The 17588-nt window shown below is 57.0% G+C and carries 21 protein-coding genes and 1 tRNA gene; 13 read left to right on the plus strand and 9 right to left on the minus strand.

Annotation, left to right across the window (positions count from 1 at the left end; translation table 11 throughout):
• Positions 1-15: 15 nt before the first annotated feature.
• From FKM97_RS20095 to FKM97_RS20120, 6 genes are all read left to right on the plus strand, one after another.
• On the plus strand, positions 16-972 hold the full coding sequence (locus tag FKM97_RS20095) for a flavin reductase family protein (protein ID WP_144294211.1): 957 nt from the start codon (positions 16-18) through the stop codon (positions 970-972).
• Positions 973-1030: 58 nt separating this feature from the next.
• Positions 1031-2065, plus strand: a complete 1035-nt coding sequence (locus tag FKM97_RS20100; RefSeq protein ID WP_144294212.1) for an ABC transporter substrate-binding protein — start codon at positions 1031-1033, stop codon at positions 2063-2065.
• Positions 2066-2209: 144 nt separating this feature from the next.
• The gene (locus FKM97_RS20105) at positions 2210-3022 is read left to right on the plus strand and encodes an ABC transporter permease (RefSeq protein WP_246105196.1); all 813 of its coding nucleotides are present in this window, start codon (positions 2210-2212) and stop codon (positions 3020-3022) included.
• Complete coding sequence (locus FKM97_RS20110; protein ID WP_144294214.1) at positions 3022-3822, plus strand: ABC transporter permease; 801 nt, start codon at positions 3022-3024, stop codon at positions 3820-3822. Before FKM97_RS20105 ends, FKM97_RS20110 begins: the two co-directional genes overlap by 1 nt.
• The gene (locus FKM97_RS20115; RefSeq protein WP_170241026.1) at positions 3819-4919 is read left to right on the plus strand and encodes an ABC transporter ATP-binding protein; all 1101 of its coding nucleotides are present in this window, start codon (positions 3819-3821) and stop codon (positions 4917-4919) included. Before FKM97_RS20110 ends, FKM97_RS20115 begins: the two co-directional genes overlap by 4 nt.
• Before the next feature lie 8 nt (positions 4920-4927).
• Positions 4928-5722 carry an alpha/beta fold hydrolase gene (locus FKM97_RS20120; protein ID WP_205015216.1) on the plus strand — a complete coding sequence of 265 codons (795 nt, stop codon included), beginning with the start codon at positions 4928-4930 and terminating at the stop codon, positions 5720-5722.
• Between the two features lie 37 nt (positions 5723-5759).
• Here FKM97_RS20120 and FKM97_RS20125 read toward each other — a convergent pair whose 3' ends face one another.
• Entirely contained in the window at positions 5760-6755 is a 996-nt protein-coding gene (locus tag FKM97_RS20125; protein WP_144294216.1) for a CobW family GTP-binding protein, read from the minus strand.
• Positions 6756-6889: 134 nt separating this feature from the next.
• Between FKM97_RS20125 and FKM97_RS20130 the strand changes: the two genes are divergently transcribed.
• From FKM97_RS20130 to FKM97_RS20140, 3 genes are read left to right on the plus strand one after another with little or no spacing between them, the layout of a single operon-like run.
• Positions 6890-8554, plus strand: a complete 1665-nt coding sequence (locus tag FKM97_RS20130; RefSeq protein WP_144294217.1) for an amidohydrolase — start codon at positions 6890-6892, stop codon at positions 8552-8554.
• Between the two features lie 12 nt (positions 8555-8566).
• The gene (locus FKM97_RS20135) at positions 8567-8878 is read left to right on the plus strand and encodes an EthD family reductase (RefSeq protein WP_144294218.1); all 312 of its coding nucleotides are present in this window, start codon (positions 8567-8569) and stop codon (positions 8876-8878) included.
• A gap of 37 nt (positions 8879-8915) precedes the next feature.
• A complete protein-coding gene (locus tag FKM97_RS20140; protein WP_144294219.1) occupies positions 8916-9935 on the plus strand; it encodes an FAD-dependent oxidoreductase in 1020 nt (339 codons plus the stop codon).
• A gap of 1122 nt (positions 9936-11057) precedes the next feature.
• On the opposite strand, the gene FKM97_RS26395 is transcribed toward FKM97_RS20140, so the two are convergent.
• Both FKM97_RS26395 and FKM97_RS20145 read right to left on the minus strand, forming a co-directional pair.
• Positions 11058-11138, minus strand: a tRNA-Ser gene (locus tag FKM97_RS26395).
• A gap of 24 nt (positions 11139-11162) precedes the next feature.
• Complete coding sequence (locus tag FKM97_RS20145) at positions 11163-12359, minus strand: tyrosine-type recombinase/integrase (RefSeq protein WP_144294220.1); 1197 nt, start codon at positions 12357-12359, stop codon at positions 11163-11165.
• 78 nt (positions 12360-12437) lie between these two features.
• On the opposite strand from FKM97_RS20145, the gene FKM97_RS26400 reads away from it, so the two are divergent.
• Positions 12438-12605: a hypothetical protein gene (locus FKM97_RS26400; protein WP_170241027.1), complete on the plus strand. Its 168-nt coding sequence runs from the start codon at positions 12438-12440 to the stop codon at positions 12603-12605.
• Positions 12606-12635: 30 nt separating this feature from the next.
• Here FKM97_RS26400 and FKM97_RS20150 read toward each other — a convergent pair whose 3' ends face one another.
• From FKM97_RS20150 to FKM97_RS20160, 3 genes are read right to left on the minus strand one after another with little or no spacing between them, the layout of a single operon-like run.
• Complete coding sequence (locus FKM97_RS20150) at positions 12636-12899, minus strand: hypothetical protein (protein WP_144294221.1); 264 nt, start codon at positions 12897-12899, stop codon at positions 12636-12638.
• Positions 12883-13074 carry a hypothetical protein gene (locus FKM97_RS20155; protein ID WP_144294222.1) on the minus strand — a complete coding sequence of 64 codons (192 nt, stop codon included), beginning with the start codon at positions 13072-13074 and terminating at the stop codon, positions 12883-12885. The genes FKM97_RS20150 and FKM97_RS20155 overlap by 17 nt, the downstream gene beginning before the upstream one ends.
• The gene (locus FKM97_RS20160; protein WP_144294223.1) at positions 13071-13418 is read right to left on the minus strand and encodes a hypothetical protein; all 348 of its coding nucleotides are present in this window, start codon (positions 13416-13418) and stop codon (positions 13071-13073) included. Before FKM97_RS20160 ends, FKM97_RS20155 begins: the two co-directional genes overlap by 4 nt.
• A gap of 87 nt (positions 13419-13505) precedes the next feature.
• Here FKM97_RS20160 and FKM97_RS20165 point away from each other — a divergent pair, with 87 nt between their 5' ends.
• Genes FKM97_RS20165 through FKM97_RS20175 form a run of 3 tightly spaced genes read left to right on the plus strand, consistent with a single transcriptional unit; the run spans position 13506 to position 14754 of the window.
• Positions 13506-13751 (plus strand): helix-turn-helix domain-containing protein, encoded by a 246-nt coding sequence (locus tag FKM97_RS20165; RefSeq protein WP_144294224.1) that lies wholly within the window; start codon positions 13506-13508, stop codon positions 13749-13751.
• A 37-nt stretch (positions 13752-13788) separates the two neighbouring features.
• Positions 13789-14268 (plus strand): hypothetical protein, encoded by a 480-nt coding sequence (locus FKM97_RS20170; protein ID WP_205015218.1) that lies wholly within the window; start codon positions 13789-13791, stop codon positions 14266-14268.
• Between the two features lie 21 nt (positions 14269-14289).
• On the plus strand, positions 14290-14754 hold the full coding sequence (locus FKM97_RS20175; RefSeq protein WP_144294226.1) for a hypothetical protein: 465 nt from the start codon (positions 14290-14292) through the stop codon (positions 14752-14754).
• A gap of 319 nt (positions 14755-15073) precedes the next feature.
• Here the strand turns inward: FKM97_RS20175 and FKM97_RS27085 are convergent, their stop codons facing one another.
• The 3 genes from FKM97_RS27085 to FKM97_RS20195 are packed head-to-tail and all read right to left on the minus strand — an operon-like array spanning position 15074 to position 17398.
• Positions 15074-16909, minus strand: a complete 1836-nt coding sequence (locus tag FKM97_RS27085) for a tape measure protein (protein WP_144294228.1) — start codon at positions 16907-16909, stop codon at positions 15074-15076.
• Positions 16909-17178 (minus strand): hypothetical protein, encoded by a 270-nt coding sequence (locus FKM97_RS20190; RefSeq protein WP_144294229.1) that lies wholly within the window; start codon positions 17176-17178, stop codon positions 16909-16911. Before FKM97_RS20190 ends, FKM97_RS27085 begins: the two co-directional genes overlap by 1 nt.
• A complete protein-coding gene (locus FKM97_RS20195; protein ID WP_144294230.1) occupies positions 17165-17398 on the minus strand; it encodes a hypothetical protein in 234 nt (77 codons plus the stop codon). The genes FKM97_RS20190 and FKM97_RS20195 overlap by 14 nt, the downstream gene beginning before the upstream one ends.
• Positions 17399-17588 lie beyond the last annotated feature (190 nt).

Below are 17588 nucleotides of genomic sequence, written 5' to 3' on the forward strand. Positions count from 1 at the left end.
AGCGGCAAGCCGAAAATGATTGACGACAGAGAGTTGAGGAACGCCTTTGGCGCCTTCGTCACCGGGGTGACCGTGGTCACCACGATCGATGCCGAAGGGCGGCCGCGAGGCTTTACAGCCAATTCGTTTTCGTCCGTTTCAATAAACCCTCCGCTTCTGTTGGTCTGCATCGCGAAAGCAGCGGCAAGCTGTGCCAGCTTTATCGAGGGCAGGGGTTTTGCCGTCAACATCTTGGCGGAGTCGCAGCGCGAGGCGTCGGTCCTCTTCGCCTCAAAGCGTACGGATAAGTTCGAGAGCGTGGCATGGCGTCAAGGGCCAATCGGGAGCCCAATTCTCGATGACGTTGTAGGGTGGTTCGACTGCAGAAACTATGCCCGCTTTGACGCCGGCGACCATGTCATCCTGATAGGCCATGTAGAGGATTTTGGCTACTCGGCTGCGGAGCCGCTTGGGTATATCCGTGGCAGCTATTTTACTCCGTCGATGGAGCAGGACGCGATTGCTGCTGCCGCCAGGTCGGGGAGCATGGTCGTGGGGGCGCTTCTCGATTGCTCAGGCCGCATCGTGCTGCTGTGCGACGGTAGGACCGGGACCTATCATCTTCCTGAAATCTCAGTGAACGGCGGGTCTGCGGGTACCTCGCTGCTCCTGGCAAAGCTCGCCTCTATGGGCCTACAGGCCACTATCAGCTTCGTTTTCGCAGTGTTCGAGTCTGAGAAAGAACGCAAACAACTCATCTATTATCGCGGTGCGGCTGCGCCGGAAGGTGTCGCCGTGGACTGCGCCTTCGACCGTGAGAATGTTCCTTGGGCCCGGATTCGCGACGAGGCGACGCTCAGCATGATTCAGCGCTATTTCGCCGAACAGGATGAGGGCGCGTTCGGCGTATTCTCGGGTCACACCACCGGCGGAGAGGTGGCGCGGTTGATGACGACTCCCACCGGTGAAAAAAATCAGCTGGGAAGGCGTTAGAAGCACCGACAGGGGAGACGTTCAAGGTACGGGCTGATCAACAAATGGAGGGAGTACAATGATCACGCGCAGACAGACACTTGGAGGAATAGCTACGCTCGCTGCCCTCGCCGGAAGCGGCGTTAGGACTACATCAGCTGCGGGCGGCGAAATGGTATTCTGCAGCTGGGGCGGAACGACACAGGAGGGGCAGGCAAAGGCGTGGATTGAGCCGTTTATGGCCGAGACTGGTGCCAAAGTTCTGCAAGATGGCCCCGTGGATTATGGCAAGCTGGTTGCCCAAGTCGAAAGCGGCAACGTTCAGTGGGACGTCTGCGACGTGGAGCAGGACTTTTCCGTTTTCGCCGGCGAGAAAGGGCTCTTGGAGCCGCTCGATTGGAATGTCATCAACAAAGCGGATCTCGATCCTCGCTTCGTGAATGACTACGCAGTCGGCAGCTTTTACTACGCATTCATCCTGGCTTATAATAAGGACAGCCTAGGCAGCGCAGCACCCGCGACCTGGGCGGATATGTTCGACCTCAAAGCCTTCCCTGGAAAACGAGGCTATTACAAGTGGGCAGGTCCGGGCGTTTATGAGATCCCGCTGCTTGCGGACGGTGTTGCGCCAGACAAATTGTATCCTCTCGACGTCGATCGGGCCCTTGCAAAACTCGATACAATAAAATCGGAAATCATCTTTTGGGGTAGCGGCGCCGCGTCCCAGCAATCGCTTCATTCCGGTGAGACGCCTTTGGGCATGTTCTGGAGCTCGCGGATCCACTTCCTAACCCAGGATGGGGCCAATATTGGGGTTGGATGGGATCAGAACGTCACTGCAGCGGACATGCTTGTGATCCCCAAGGGATCGAAGAACAAGGATTTGGCCATGAAGTTTTTGGCGCTAGCTTCAAGCGCCAAAGGACAGGCTGACATGGCCAAGCTGCTGGCCTACAATCCTACCAACACCAAGTCCATGGCCATGCTTGACGCTGAAACGCGAAAATACCTCCCTAGCGAGCATTCGGCGCAGACCGTGCCTCTGGATGTCAAGTACTGGGCCGCCAATCGTGATGAGCTTGGCAAGCGTTGGTACGACTGGCAGGCAAAGTAGCGGCAAAAGCCAAGGCCGATCCGTGGATGGGTCGGCCGTTTCTCAGCGTCTCATGAAGGACCGCTTGATTTGCCAGGCTCAGAACGTCTCGCTTCAGCCCCCGCCGTAACTCGTCGTTTTGGGTGGACGGCGCTTGACAGGAATGTGGCCCTGTTGGCGCCGGCAGTGTTGGTCCTGCTGGTCTTCTTTGTTGTCCCAGTTTGCATGCTGCTGATCAGAAGCGTGACAGAGCCGGCGCAGGGACTCGGCAACTATGCCGAGCTCCTGCAGTCGTCCTCGTACCGGATCATCTTCGCCAACACGTTCATAGTCTCAGCCTTGGTAACGGTGGTGTCGCTGCTGCTGGGATTTCCATTGGCTTGGCTTCTGGCCATTCTGCCAAGGACCTGGAGCCTCCTGCTGTTCGGGATTGTAATCCTCTCGATGTGGACAAATCTGCTCGCGCGAACGTTCGCCTGGCTGGTTCTGCTTCAGACGACAGGCGTGATCAACCGGACACTCGTGGGAATCGGCTTGATCGAGCGGCCGCTGCCGCTGGTAAACAATTTGGTCGGGGTCACGATCGGCATGACATACATCATGCTGCCCTTCATCGTCATGCCGCTGCACGCGACGATGACGTCGCTCGATCCTTTGGTCTTCCGAGCGGCCTCGCTGTGCGGTGCGACCCGTTGGCAGGTGTTTCGCCGGATTTTCCTGCCCGCCTGCATGCCAGGAATCATGGCGGGAGCCCTGATGGTGTTCGTGATGTCGCTGGGATACTACATCACTCCTGCCCTTCTCGGCGGTACGGCGAACATGATGGTGGGCGAGCTCATTGCACAGCTCATTCAGTCATTGCTGAACTGGGGCCTGGGAGGCGCTGCCGCTTTCCTTCTCCTGATCGTCACCTTGGCGCTCTATGCGCTGCAGCTGCGGCTGTTTGATCCCCTCAAGCAGATCACGGGAGCGCGGTAATGCTTCTGGATTTCGACCGGCTTGGAGCGCTGAGGTGGGTATTGGTCGGCATTGGAGTTGTGATCGCCGTTTACCTCATCCTCCCCATCGTCTTTATCGTGCTTTTGTCTTTCGGATCCTCCCGATGGCTGGCATTTCCCCCGCCGTACTGGACGGTTCGCTGGTATCAGGAGTTCTTCGCCGACGATCAGTGGCTGACGTCTATTTTTGTCAGCTTGCGCGTGGCAGTCGTCGTGACCGTCCTGTCTACTCTGCTCGGCCTGATGGCTGCCCTCGGAATCGTGCGTGGCCAGTTTCCGGGGCGTTCGCTCGTACGCGCCTTTCTTTTGACGCCCATGGTGCTGCCGGTGGTGGTGCTGGCTGTCGGTCTGTATGCACTGACACTCCGGGCAGGAATCAACGGCACGTTTCTCGGGCTTGTTGCTGCCCACATGGTCATTGCGCTGCCTTTTTCGGTCATCGCGATCTCGAATTCCCTTGTCAGCTTCGACAAGTCGATTGAAGACGCAGCCGTGCTCTGTGGCGCCTCTCCCCTCTGGGCGATGTGGAAGGTAACACTTCCTGCCATCCGTTCAGGCGTCGCTGCAGCAGCGATCTTTTCGTTTCTTGCGTCGTGGGACGAAGTCGTCCTTGCTATTTTCATGTCCAGCCCAAGGCTGCAGACTTTCCCGGTACGAATATGGACGACCTTGCAACAGGATTTGACACCCGTCGCAGCGGCCGCGTCGAGCCTGATCATTGGACTGACGACGGTTCTGCTTCTCGTCGGTTTTCTATTCGCTCTGCGCCGAAGATTATGAATCCACTGCTTTCCATTCGCAGTATCAGCAAGCATTACAGCGGCGTGGCTGCCGTCGACGGCATCGATCTCGAGGTCAAGGAAGGCGAGTTCCTAACGTTCCTCGGTCCTTCCGGTTCTGGCAAATCGACGCTTCTCTACATGATCGCCGGGATTGAAACTGCGACAGGCGGAGACATCCTCCTCAACGGAACCTCCCTGCTGCGCGTTCCTCCGCACAAACGCAACATTGGCATGGTCTTCCAGCGCTACACGCTGTTCCCGACGATGACGATCGATGAGAACATTGCGTTTCCGCTGCGAGCGCGTGGATGGGATCGAGATAAGATCGAGGCGCGCGTTGCCGAAATGTTGGATCTGGTTCGATTGGCCGCCTTCAAGGGGCGGAGACCAAGTCAACTCTCGGGAGGACAGCAGCAACGCGTGGCCCTCGCACGCGCGCTCGCATACCACCCGCGGATCCTTCTTATGGATGAGCCACTGGCCGCATTGGACAAGAAGCTGAAAGAGGAGATTCAGAGCGAGATCCGTAGGATCCATAAGGCCACGGGGGTGACCATCCTCTATGTGACTCACGACCAGGAGGAGGCCATTCGGTTGGCAGACCGTGTCGCGGTGTTTAACGCTGGGCGGATCGAGCAAGTGGCAGAGCCCGCTACGCTATACGAGGAACCTGCCAGTAGATTCGTTGCAGGATTTGTGGGCAATTCGAATTTCCTTACAGTCAAGATCTCAACGATCAAGCTGGGGCATGCTAGCGCCACCTTTCCTGACGGGACCCAAATTGACAGGCTTCACCTGCAGGATGCGCTGATCGAAGGCGATGCAGCGCAGGTCTTGTTGCGCCCGGAACGCTTGCGGTTCCAGCCAGTGGGCCAAGGCGGAGCACTCGCCGTGACCATTCGCGACGTGACTTATCTGGGTGAATCTTTCGATATCGCGGCAGAAACGGCCTGGGGGGAAACGGTCTTTGCCAGGGTTCCGAAGCGGTCCTCCGAGGGCACACTTGAACTGTCGATCGGCCAACAAATCGGGCTGGCTTGGCCGGAGGTTTCGTTACTCGCCTTCGCTGCCATCGATCCGAGCAAGACCCGGTGAGTTCGAGCATGGCGACCATCAGCACAGCGATCGACTGCGCCTATACCGTCAGCGGAAGCGGCCCTCCCGTAATGATGGTGCATGGTATTGGTAGCCGTCGTCAAACGTGGGATCGAATTGCAGGCGGACTAGAAGGCTCCTTTACTGTCGTTCGGTACGACCTGCGCGGTCATGGACAGTCCCCGCTGCCGGCCGCACCCTTTGGCCTGGATGAACTCGTGGCCGACGTCGAGGCTCTGAGGCTGCGGCTCAACCTTGGTCCCGTCCATATCATCGGGCACTCGCTTGGTGGGATGATCGGTCCCGCTTATGCCATACGCTACCCCGATCAGGCGCTTTCTCTGTCGCTGGTGTCAACAGCCGCGTTTCGGACTGAGCAGGACCGTGCCAATGTACGCGGCGTCGTCGACGCGATTGCCCGGGACGGCGTCGCGTCAATGCTGCCGGTATTTGCCAAACGTTGGTTTACTGACACCTTCGCCGTAGCCCATCCTGAGGCCGTCATGGCCCGATTGCGGCTCGTGACCGATACAGATGTCGACGTTTTTCTGAATGTCTTCCGGATCTACGCACAAACGGAAATGGCGCCCTGGCTTCATCAGGTAAACGTACCCTGCCTCGTCACTACCGGTGAACTGGATGGTGGCTGCCCTCCCCGGCTTAATGAGCAGGTCGCAAGCGCGCTTCCGAACGCGGAGCTCCATATCCTGGAGGGCCTGAGGCACGATATCCTGAGCGAGGCGTCCGACCAGGTCCTGGCAATCATCTCAGGCTTCCTGACAACACATGCGCAGCGGGGTTGAGAAATCTTCTAATGGGTCGGTGCCTGGGTATCTACCCTCAGGCAGCGTCATCAGTGCGGCCTTTCTCCTGCAACAGACAGGCCTCGAATTCTTCGCGAAGATGGACCGTGTCGAGGTTTCGGCCAATGAAAACAAGCCGGCTTTCCCGCAATTCGCCAGGATTCCATGCCTGCTGAACATCACCGTCCAGCATGGTTTGAACGCCGTGGAAAACAAAGCGCCGATGCTCGCCGGCAAATGCCACAATGCCTTTGCAGCGAAGGATATCCCGGCCGCGAGTTCGGATAAGGGTCGCGATCCAGCGCATGAACACATCGGCATCGACGAGCCGGGTGGTGCGGATCGACAGACTTGTGATGGAGTGCCCGTGAGCGTGCGGATGGCCGGTGTCGAGGCCGTTGATCAGGCGAGGGTCCTGGGTTCGCATGTCGAAGGCGTTATGGTCGAACAGGATCGAGGGATCGATCTCGCCGCGAGCGGCGTGATGCAGGAACGCGCCACGGTTCAAGCTTCGGAGGGCGACGTCGGCGGCGGCGGTCTGCGACGCCGACGCTCGGTCAATCTTGTTCAGAATGATCACGTCGGCGAAGGCGATCTGGCTCGCGGCAACGGGATCATGTGCAATCTCCTCGTTCATGTGGATTGCATCGACCACCGTCACCACCGCATCGAGGCGCACTTGGTCGCTGAGATCGTCATCGAGAAGGAACGTCGCTGCGATGGGGGCAGGATCAGCCAAGCCCGTAGTCTCGACGAGTATGGCATCGAGCGCCTGGCCACGGTGCAGGATGGAGTTCAGAGCGCTGATCAGGTCGCCTCTGACGCTGCAGCACAAGCAGCCATTGTTCAACTCGACCACAGTCTCGTCGGTGCCGACGATGAGATCGCCGTCGATACCGATTTCGCCGAACTCGTTGACGATGACCCCGTAGCGACGGCCCTGGGGCTCACTCAGGATCCGATTGAGCAGGGTTGTTTTTCCGGCGCCAAGGTAGCCGGTCAATACGGTGACGGGAATGGGGGGCTGCGACATGGAAAACCGCCTGGAGGACACGTGAAATGATTGCGTCCAGTCTACTGATTTAGTCATTTTTGTCTAATGAAATTAAATACTTAGCCTCTGATTTTGAGAGGCGAATCAGTGATGTTATTTCGGGAGGGCGTGCGATGAGCGACGAGGCAGGGCCGGCAGATCTGATTATCCTAGGCGGGCGGACAATCAGCATGCAGGAGGGGGTGGGTGCCGCGACCCATGGGGTCGCCATTCGCGGCGAGCGGATTATGCGGCTGGTGCGCCGGGACGAAGTGGACCGCCTGAAGGGCCCGCAGACCCGCATTAAAGACCTGGGCGACCGGCCGATTATGCCAGGCTTCGTCGATGTCCATGCTCATAGCGAGACCGTCTGCCGGACGGACTACGAGACCATCGATTGCCGGGCGCCTGAATGCAGCGACATCGAGTCGGTCTGCGATGCCTTGTCGGATGGGGCAAAGGACAGGGAGGGATGGATCATCGGGCAGGGCAACCTGTTTTTCGATCGAAAGCTGAAGGACGGTCGAATGCCAAGCCGCGCCGACTTGGACCGGGTCAGCCGGGACCGGCCGGTGGCTATCCGTGCCGGCGGGCATATCAGCGTGCTCAACAGCAAAGCCCTGGAAGTGTCGGGCATCGACCGCAACTACAGGCCGCCGGATTTCAGCCTCAGCGGCCTGCCCACCATCGACCGCGATGCCAATGGTGATCCGACCGGTGTGGTGAAAGAGATGGACTCCATTCTCCCCTTCACGACGACACCGAAAAGCGAGCTTCCTCAGGCACTGAAGAAGGGCATCCACAAGTATTTCACCCGCTATGGCGTGACGACGATCGGCGAGATCTCCGAGAGCGTCGATGCGATCGAGGCAATGGGGGATCTGGCCCAGAAGGACGACCTCCCCGTCAGTTATCGGGTTTACATCTGGGCGCCCGGCACCCTCAAGCTCGAGGCGGCCGCCACCTGGCGAGATCATATCCGCCTCGATGCCAAGGAGGCCGCGATCCGGATCCAGGGTATCAAGCTCTTCTCCGATGGTGGTTTTTCGGCCAAGAGCGCTGCAGTCACCTGCCCCTATCTCGGGACAGACGGCGCCTGCGGCGATATCGCCTTCCCGAAGTATTTCTTCAGGCGCGCCTTCGAACTCAGCCAGGAGGCAGGATTGCAGCTCTCCGTCCATGCCAATGGCGATCGGGCCCAGGAATGGCTGTGCGGTTGCATCGATGAGCTGGGAGGCACCTCCTCGGGCCGCACGAGAACGCGCGTCGAACACGCAGGCAATCTGCTGCCGCGGGAGCGAACCGTCGAGTGGTGGGCCCGGGCGGGCATCATTCCGGTGCCGCAACCGGTTTTCATCTACACATTCGGTGAGTACTTCCCGGACTACCTGGGCCCCTTTGGAGCCCAAGGGCGGTTCCCCTTCAAGTCCTTGCTGGCGCAAGGCTGGCGGCTCAATGGCAGCTCCGACGTCTGGGTAGGCTCGGAACGGGAAGCGACGAACCCCTTGTTCAGCATCTGGTGCTGCCTCAAGCGGGAGACCTATTCCGGAAATTTCATCGATCCCGAAGAGGCGTTGACCCTGGATCAGGCCTTGCGGATGCATACGCTCGATGCAGCGGCAGCCATGGGGGAGGAGGATGTCAAGGGAAGCTTGGCGCCAGGTAAATATGCCGATGTGATCGCCCTGGATAAAGATCCCTACACAGTTTCCATCGATGAAATCCGGAATCTCAACGTGGACTTCGTTGCTTCACGCGGCAGAGTTGTACTGGACAATATCAACATGAACAGGCTTTGACGGAGTAAAAACATGAACCGCGTCATCGTGCTCTACGGAATGCCGAAGGATCCAGTAGCCTTCGATCGGCACTATCGGGATATTCACATTCCGCTTTGCCTTAAAATGCCGCACCTAGCCGGGTTTGAGGTCAATATCGGTAATGTTTCCGCTAGTGATCAGGGCGTGCACTATCACTGCGCAGCCATTCTCAGCTTCGCAAACGCAGCCGAAAGAGAGGCGTCATTGGCATCACCCGAGGGTATGGCGGCTGTCAAGGATGTCGAGAACTTCGCAACCGGTGGAGTTCTCATCCTGACATTGGAATCGGAATCTCAGATGTGACTCCGACCGTGAGACGGGGTGAATATTTGAAGCTTAGATGCCGTTCTCAACCAATCACATTCCGAAACCAAAGAGATCGGCCTGCAATATCAATTGGTCAGCGCACCGCGCCGCCTTGGCGGATCCGGATTGGCCCAGCCGCACCCCTGATCAGACGGTTCCTTGCATCGGCTGCAATCAAGGCTGCACCGATAGTCTGATCTCAAGAAAAGAAATCGTTTGTACAGTGAACCCTAGCCTCGGCTTCGAGGCAGAATTCGCGAGCGTGGTGGCCGCGAAGGGTCAACCCCGCTACGGCGTTATCGGCGCGGGTCCCGCCGGCATCACGTGCGCTCTTGCGCTCTCCGACCGCGGCGTATCCGTAACGCTCTATGACACGGCAGAAGAGATTGGTGGCCTGTATCGCTATTGCGAGAAAATTCCCGGAAAGGAGCAATACCGCCGCTACATGACGTGGCTTCAAGAGCGAGTGCAATCGTCGAGTATCGTTCTCAAACTTGGACCAGATGCTATCTCAGCAGAGGAGGATGCAGCCGGTTTCGACCAACTTTTCTGGGCTGGAGGTTCTGTGCCTAAGCAATGGCCGTCAGAGGACCTTTCAATCCCGGTAATCGATGGGTGGGAGTTTTTAGATGCTCCCGAACTGTTACAGGGACCGCGCCACGTAGTCGTGGTCGGAGCAGGACAGATCGGCTGCGATGCAGCGATCTGGTTGGCGAATAATGGCCACTCGGTCATCCTCTGTGATCGGGATGATGATCCACTCGGGGCTTTTAGGGCCCGTCGCTTCGATTATGAACGTGCGTTACTGGACAGGATGGTAACTCTTCACCCATCGACCGAGGTTGTGGCAAAGGGCGGAGACACGATCCTTCTAAGAAAGAACCAAGAGGTGACGGAGCATTCCACGGAGATTATCGTAACAGCGGTCGGACGGGTCAGTCGAACGCGTCCCGTCTTCGCAACCCAGGCTATCGCCATTGGAGACGCTGCCCGCGTTGGCACGGCGCTGGAAGCGATCCGACAAGGCACCTTTCACGGAGCATTTACAGTCTGAATCAGCGCGCCCTCAGGGCGCCTTGGCACTGTAAAGGTTGAAGAGCATCAACACAGCGCTCAATAAGTCTGTTCCCAAAGGTTCGGCATAGAGCCGAACCTGAGGTGTACGATTTTTATTCGAGAACATCAGCGAAAATGATAACTGCATTCATCACTGCTGACGGAGAACCCATGCGGCCTATTCAATCAGCGGGGCACGGTCAGAATGCTCGTTCTAGCGAACGTCGCGGATCGCCGAGGACGTGCAGAACATTATTCTGGCGATGGAAGAGCTGGAGAAAGCGATCCGACCTAGGCCCAGAAGCAAAGTATATATCAGGATAGAGCGCAGCAGCACTCCCAGCACCGGCTGCTCGAATATGACCAGGGCGATGGTAAGGGCCTACCAGCCCTTCCGTCGGTCGCGCCACGGGATATACCGCACTAATGGTGTCCTATGCCGCCACCGTTAGGCTCTGAGACGGTTCGTTCGGCATATGGCCGGGGCGGCGCGGCACGGGTAAGAGCGGTGCGAAAGACTCTTAATGCCACAGTCTCCGGATCCCACGGTTTACGCTGGTGATCGCCAACGCATCCGGGGCCTCCCGGATTGAGCTTGACCTGTAAGTTCGGTCAAGGTGCCGTCATTCTCGTAAAACTCACTTAGGACCCCAAGGACCAGTGTACGATCGCCCGATCCTCCGGCCGCATCAGCATGAGTTCGAAAAGAGCTGGTCCGATGTCGAAGGTCGGGCCGCTGAGTTATACACTTGATGCTAATTACTTTATTCGCCGCAAGATGAGAGAGGCCGGTGGAGGAATGAGCACCGGACGGGGATTCTGACAACGAAAATTTCAGTGCCGAATATTCTATATCAGCCCTCGCCCCGCCTGTTATCGGCAGGGTCGAATCAGCACAACGCGCTAGAGGAAATCCGTTTTTAAAAACGCGCTCTGACAGTCGTTATAAGCTGCAAGGACCCGTCCTGAAACAGCAGCGCTCAAAAGATAACGCGCCTCGCTAGCGCAGACATCGGGCACAGTCGACTTATCTCACGCTACCTATTTGCTACTTAACAAAATCATGTCATGGGCGGAGGAAGGGTTAAACAGGATAAGTCTCTGTAAAAACGAACCAATATGGTGCCCAGGGCCGGAATCGAACCAGCGACACGCGGATTTTCAGTCCGCTATATATTGGCTCTCACAGCCACTTTCAGGCCTCTAAGTCGCGTTTGTGTCGCGTTCACGCTAAGAGTGCACTCTCTGCGGCGGCCATTTCCTCGCCCTCATCATCGCTCGGAAATAGATGGCCATAGACGTCCATTGTCATGACGATTGACGAATGCCCCAGCCTCTCCTGCACCACCTTTGCCGATAGTCCCAGGCCCGCAGGCTTTGGATTGATGCACCACGATGCATAGAAATGTCGGAGCGAGTGCATGCCCGTATACTTTGCCGCCGGCGGCAAAATCAAAGGGAGGTCACCCGCCTTTTGTTTTTCGTGTCGGCGCGAAAAAGTAGGGATGCCTCTACTATTTACCACGCCCCCGGCTATCTGCGGAGGCACCAGGCCACGATTGATGATGTTCGCCAGGCTCTCGACCTTGCCGAGGGTATTGCCAAAAACAAGTCCAACGCTGCCGTTGGAGATTTTCCATTCCCTCAACGTGTTCACCACCAGCGGCGGCAAAGGCACCACTCGATTGCCTGCCTCAGACTTTGGAGAGCCGATGACATTATAGCGGTCTGCACGCTGCCGGACATGAAGCCGCTTGTTCTCGATGTCTACATCTTCCCATCTCAAACCGCGCAGCTCTGAGGCGCGTAGGCCCGTGAAGATGGCAGTGATGATAAGAGGACGCCACCTGCCCTGCACATGCTCGACAATGGTTTTGACCTCTTCCCTAGTCGGAAAATCTACACCTGACTGAATCCGCTTTTTCTGCCGCTTGTCAGCGCGAATGCTGACGCCTCGAGCCACGTTTTGGGTTGCGTTCCCGCGGCGCTGCGCATCCGTCAGGAGCGACTTCAGACTGGTCAGCACCTTCTTTGCCAATGGCCTTGATATGTCGCGCAGGAGCTCGTCCCTAAAGGCCTGGACGCGAGGCGTGGTGAGCTTGGACAAGCGCTCGTCACCGATACGCGGCTTGATGTGAAATTCAGCGTGCTGAGTGTACTGGGCAATGGTGGATGCTTCCCTGCCCTCAAGACGGATATACTCAATCCAGCGGTCTGCCGCCTCCCCTACCGTCAGGCTTTGAGCATGCGAGGTGTGAACGCCCTTGCCGATATCAACGGTGACTTCGGCGTGTCTGGCGTCAGCGTCCTTCTTGCGCGCGAAGGTCTCGATGTGGCGGCCGGTCTGGTCAGAGTAATCGACTACCCACGCCTCTTTATCCACACCTTTGTTTGTCTTCCACTTGCGCTTGCGGACAGCCAACCTCACCTCCCACTATGTGACAACTGTGAGGGGCTGACAGTAATGTCGCAATAAGTCCGCTTGTCAATGAGGTGAACGATGACTGACGGAATGGTATATTTCGATGCGCAAGAACGTCTGAAGGCTGAATTGCGCGCGACTGCGGAGAAAATGCTCTCAACAACCACTGAGGTGGCTTTATTTGCTGAAAAGATCGTAAAAATTCAGGAGGCGATTGAGGCATTGGAACGAGCGGCGAACAATTAGCCCGGCTCCCGATGCAGCCGGCCTATATCTTCACTCAACAATATTCTTAAGCCTGTCTATGAAGTCATCATTGAGGCTAAACCCTCCATCCTGGGTGTAGGCGAGGATTTGGGCTCCGAGCTCAGCCGCTGTCTGCGGCGTAATGGCCAACATTTCCTCCTCAATTTTCTGCTTTGCCTCATCAAGCAAATCCTCATTCTCATCGTCTACCGCCGCAGCGGCATCGGCTTCCAATCGCCGCCATTCCTTGAACAGGTTCAAGATCGGGCTGGTCACTTCACTGTTCTGAATCATCTTTGCCTCCCTCCAGCATTTTCACTGCCTCTTGGATTTTCTCCATCGCCACAGTCGCGACGGCGCCAATCGCGCCACACTCCTCGTGGGTGAGATTGTGGCTTGCCATATAGATGGCCTCCACGAGGTTTCGCGCCTCGCCTAAACGATCCTGTGCTTCGAGAATCTTATTCATCGACTGCTCCTCCTCCTGATAACTGGTCGCCACTCAGCCGTGTCCTCGCTGGCACTTCCGTCACGATCATCGTCGATATCAACGTCCTCATCAGGATCGTCGTCTTCGATGTCTGGATCGCCGTCGAGAACATCGAGCAAAGCAATCGCTCTCTCGATTGAGTGCTCGAGCTGGCGCCGGAGTTCGTAATTCCCGCTAGGGTCTAAGCTGCTTGATTGCAGGCTGATGAGGAAAGGGTCCGCAGCGTTGCCGGGGCAGAGCATCGAGCGGGTTATAGGATCGTCTAAGCCGGGAATAAATCCGGGCAAACCTCGGGGGGCTGCCGGAACGGGTGTGTTCAGCATTGCTGTGCTCCATGCACTGGGGTATAATAGAATTTATATCAACAGCGTTCGGGATCGTTGTCAATATATTTTCTATCAAGGCAGGAAATGATAAGCACTCGTCAGATAAAGGCCGCTCGAGCTCTGCTAGCTTGGTCTCAACACGACCTGGCCACAAAGTCAGGGGTTTCGTACCCCACTATCGCCCGTCTGGAAGCTCAAGATGGTCAGCTTGGCGGTATGGCTTCCACCGCAAAGAAGCTTTGCGCCGCCCTTGAGGCTGCTGGCGTCGAGTTCACTAATGGCGGTCAGCCTGGGGTGCGGATGAAGGCCCCGTTTGTCGAGGTCACTTAGGTCGATGAGCTGAATTCGAGCAATGACGGGTAACCTTATGAGCCAAGACTTCACCTGGGCTACAGTCGTGTTTGAAATAGCAAAGTTATCTATTCAAGCCGCCGTATTGGTATCAGTTGCGCGACTCACTGTTTATTGGGCACTCAACCGATACAAACGAGAGAAAAATTGGGAAGGACAGCTCAAAGTTTATTCTGACGTGATTGCCTCATTAACTGCACTAGAAGAGGCGAATAATCGACGGTGGGAGATGGAAGAGCGGCATATCGACGATCCCGCTAAAGATGCTGATTTATTCCAGGTCGAGCAAACAGCAAGAAAGACCATCGACCACTCTCTTCCAGTTGCCAGGCTTCTATTTAGCGAAAAATCTTTTAGTATACTCAAAAAATTAAAGAAAAAATTAGATGCCGATAGCGACAGCCCTAATTTTGTAGAGATACTTGAAGATCGATCGAAAATTTTGGAAGAAGGCATCCGAGAAATTGTTAAAGATGCTCGTTCTTCTTTAAAATAAAATATTAATGGAACTTCGAGAATGGAATGGGCAATCTCAGGAAGCATCGGTCTGCTTGCCGCGGTCATTGCCATTTTTCAATGGAGAACTCAGCATCAGACGATGGTGTTGTCCCTTTTCGAGCGGCGCAGCCAGTTGTTTGACGAATTCGCCCAGCTATATGCTCGTTATCACACTGACGAGGCATCACTCCTGCTACGGGATTTGGGACCGCTGCGGGTCAGATTTCGCTATCTTTTTGGTGAACCTGTTACAGGTGTCTTGACTGAATTTGATGTCCTGCTGAAACAGAAGGCCATGTTGGAAATGAGAGCACGCCAGTGCGTGCAAGTTGTCGAAATAGACGAGGGTGTAGCGAACGTTAATGCAATATATGGAATCCCCGACAAGTTCACTAAAGCTTGCGAGCCGTACATGAAAATGGACCAAAGGCTCGCAAGAACCGTTCCCGAGTTTATTGACGACTGGTGGAATAGACGCCTCTAGTCGCATGGCCACCCGTCACTGTCTATGATGCGCAGCGGCTTGCCCGTCCTCTCCATCGATTGCTTCGTGCTGTCATGATGCACCTTGCAAAGGCTCTGTAGGTTGCCCGGGTCAAACATGAGCATGTGATCGCCCTTATGAGCCGTGCGATGATCAACAACGGTCGCCGCCTCTATCCTGCCCATCTTCTCGCAGAACACGCATAGGGGATGCTGTGAGAGGTGCCTCGCACGAAGCCTGCGCCAAGCAGCTCCATAGCCTCGATCGGTGGCGGATCCTCTCCGCTGGTCATACGCCCAATTTCGATTGCGCTCGCCCATCACACCCTCCGCGGCACCATTTGCGCTCCATAGGCGGCCCGCATAGTTTTCCCGCTCTTGCTGTATGGATCGCCAAGCTTTTTCGAAACCGCTTGGTCGATCATCACGAGCAGCTCCTGCTGGCCTAAGCCGTTGTCCTTCTTCTCGGTGCGGACATTGGCGTCGCTGTTGTTTACGATGGTGATAGGCATGTGCACCGACGGTCCACCGCCGCGACGCGCAGAAGGCATCGTGACGCCCAGGTCGCCATTGGCTCCTCGCTTCAATGGAAGGATAGCCTCAGGACCAGCCTCCCCCATCAACCCCGTGCCTTGGGCAAAGGGGAAGAGCGTCGGACGATTGACGACGCCGCCTCGAGCGAACGGAGTCAGTCCGCCACGACCATAGACATTGCCATGTGCGTTTGTCGTATAGCCGCCTGGAATGATGTTCGTGGGGCCTGATGCCGTCGCGCCTGCGATGCCCTTAAAGATACCGGTAGCCGCCATGCGAATTGCCATCTCGATGAGACTGTCGACCAGCCTATCGACTGCATTCTTCAGGCTATCGACCGCGCTTTCACCGCTGCGGATGCCCTGCGCAAAGCTGAGGGCGAAGTCCTGACTAAGCTCTTTGGATGATGCCCAACTTTCCTCCAACTCCTTCTGAGCGTCCGCGCTGGTTTTGATATCAGCTGCGAGCCCTTTGTAGCTCGTGCTCAGAGCATCGACCTCGGCCTTTTGCTTGGCAGGGGCATTAGTGCCCTGAGTGGAATATTTTGGGTCGGCGAGACTGGGCATCGGCCCGGCTGGGGCGGATGAGCTTTGAAGGCCATAATCGCGCGGGCGACCTGATGCTAGTTGCCCAGCAAGGGTGTTGTCCCTGATGCCGAGATATTCACCAAGGGCTCTACCAGCGGCGCCAATCGAATTCTCGACCCGTTTAAACCAGTCATCCATCCCCTTTAGATAGCCGCCGATCGCCTGCGCATTGCGGCCTACGAATGCGATTTGCTCGGCAACATTGGCAAGGGCCAGGGCGAGGCTGTCACTGATCCCGGTGGCGCCAGAGAGTTTGCCGACCGTGTCCTTCAACGCGTTTTGAATGCGGGTCATGGAGTTGGCAAAAGTTGTTTCCGCCGAAGCGACCTGCTTGCTCAGATCCTGCGAACCGAAAATGAAGGCATCGAAGAGAGCCTTCGACGGCACTAGGCCTGCCGTAACGAGCTGGCGCAGCTTGGCCACTGACCCTCCCGCCTCTTCAAGGCCTCGCGCCATAGCGAGCGCTATTGTCGGCGTGCCGTCGATGATGCTGCTGAACTCCTCCGCCCGCACGATACCGGCGCCGAGTGCTTGCGACAGCTGCAGAAGGGCACCGCTGGCCTGCTCTGCAGATGTTCCCCCTGCGCGGAGAGCCAACGATATCCGGTCCGTGAAACCTAAAAGCTCATCCTGAGAAATCCCAAGCTGGCTCTGAACAAGGGATAACTTGGCATAGAGCGTCACTAGCGCCTCGATCGGAGCGGCATTGCGCTGAGCGCTGGCAAAAAGCTGATCGTAAACCTTAGTGAGTTCCTGACCCTGCAGCCCGGTGCCCTTCAGCGCGTTCTGAACCCTGGTATAGCCATCTGCGAGGCTCAACAGCTCGCGGCCCGATATAGCCCCTGCCGCACCTGCCAGAAGGCCTTTTCCGAAGCCGGTCAGACTGCTCTGGACGTTCCTGTTCATGCGCTTGAAGCGCTGCTCAATGCTCGCCGCTGTTTGGTTGGTTTTCGCCCGTGCCTGGGCATAGCCCTTTTCCAGGCGATTAATGTCGGCCGACATCTGAATGACTAGCCGCTCGATGTCAGTGGCCATCAGTGACGTACCTCCCTCTCACCCTCGGCCACGATTGCAGCCATCACGTCCGCGTCGTCCTGGACAGCCTCGGTCAGCATTTCCTCGACCATGACCCACAGTTCCAATGCCAAAAAGCGGCTGCCCCGATGCGCCTTGCGGGCCGCTAATGCTGCGGCCAGTAATGTGGTCGTCATCGTTGCGAGATCGGCGCCGCCTTTCTCTCCATCGAGCATCAGCTCCGCTGTGGCCTTCTGCCAGGTTGCGAGCCACTCCTCACGGGTCTTCATGAGTGCCATCCAAGCCTGTGTAATCCCAGGGACGGTCACCGGGCTCGTATCGAGCTTTCACGCCGGCCGTCTCAGCCTTCATGGTCGCCTGCTGCGTCATCCTCATGCGGGTCGCGAGGGACGACATTGCGCGACCTTCGCGCTCGAGCATGGACGCGAGCTTGTCGTAGCGCTGAACGCCACCATCTGCCTCGAACCACTCCGGCTCGAACCGATCCATCTCTTTCGCGATGAAAGTCGCAGAGGAAACATGCCGGCAGTATTGAACAAGTAGCGGCCAAGTCTCTCGCGGAAACCAGTGCGCCGGCATTCGATTGACAATGGCCTTCCATTCAGCCCGTTGCGGTGCCGTTAACTCCTCAGGCGGTGCCGGTCTGGAGACGGTCGCGATACCTTGCCTACTGATGACT

This window comes from Rhodoligotrophos appendicifer (assembly GCF_007474605.1).
GTDB lineage: Bacteria > Pseudomonadota > Alphaproteobacteria > Rhizobiales > Im1 > Rhodoligotrophos > Rhodoligotrophos appendicifer.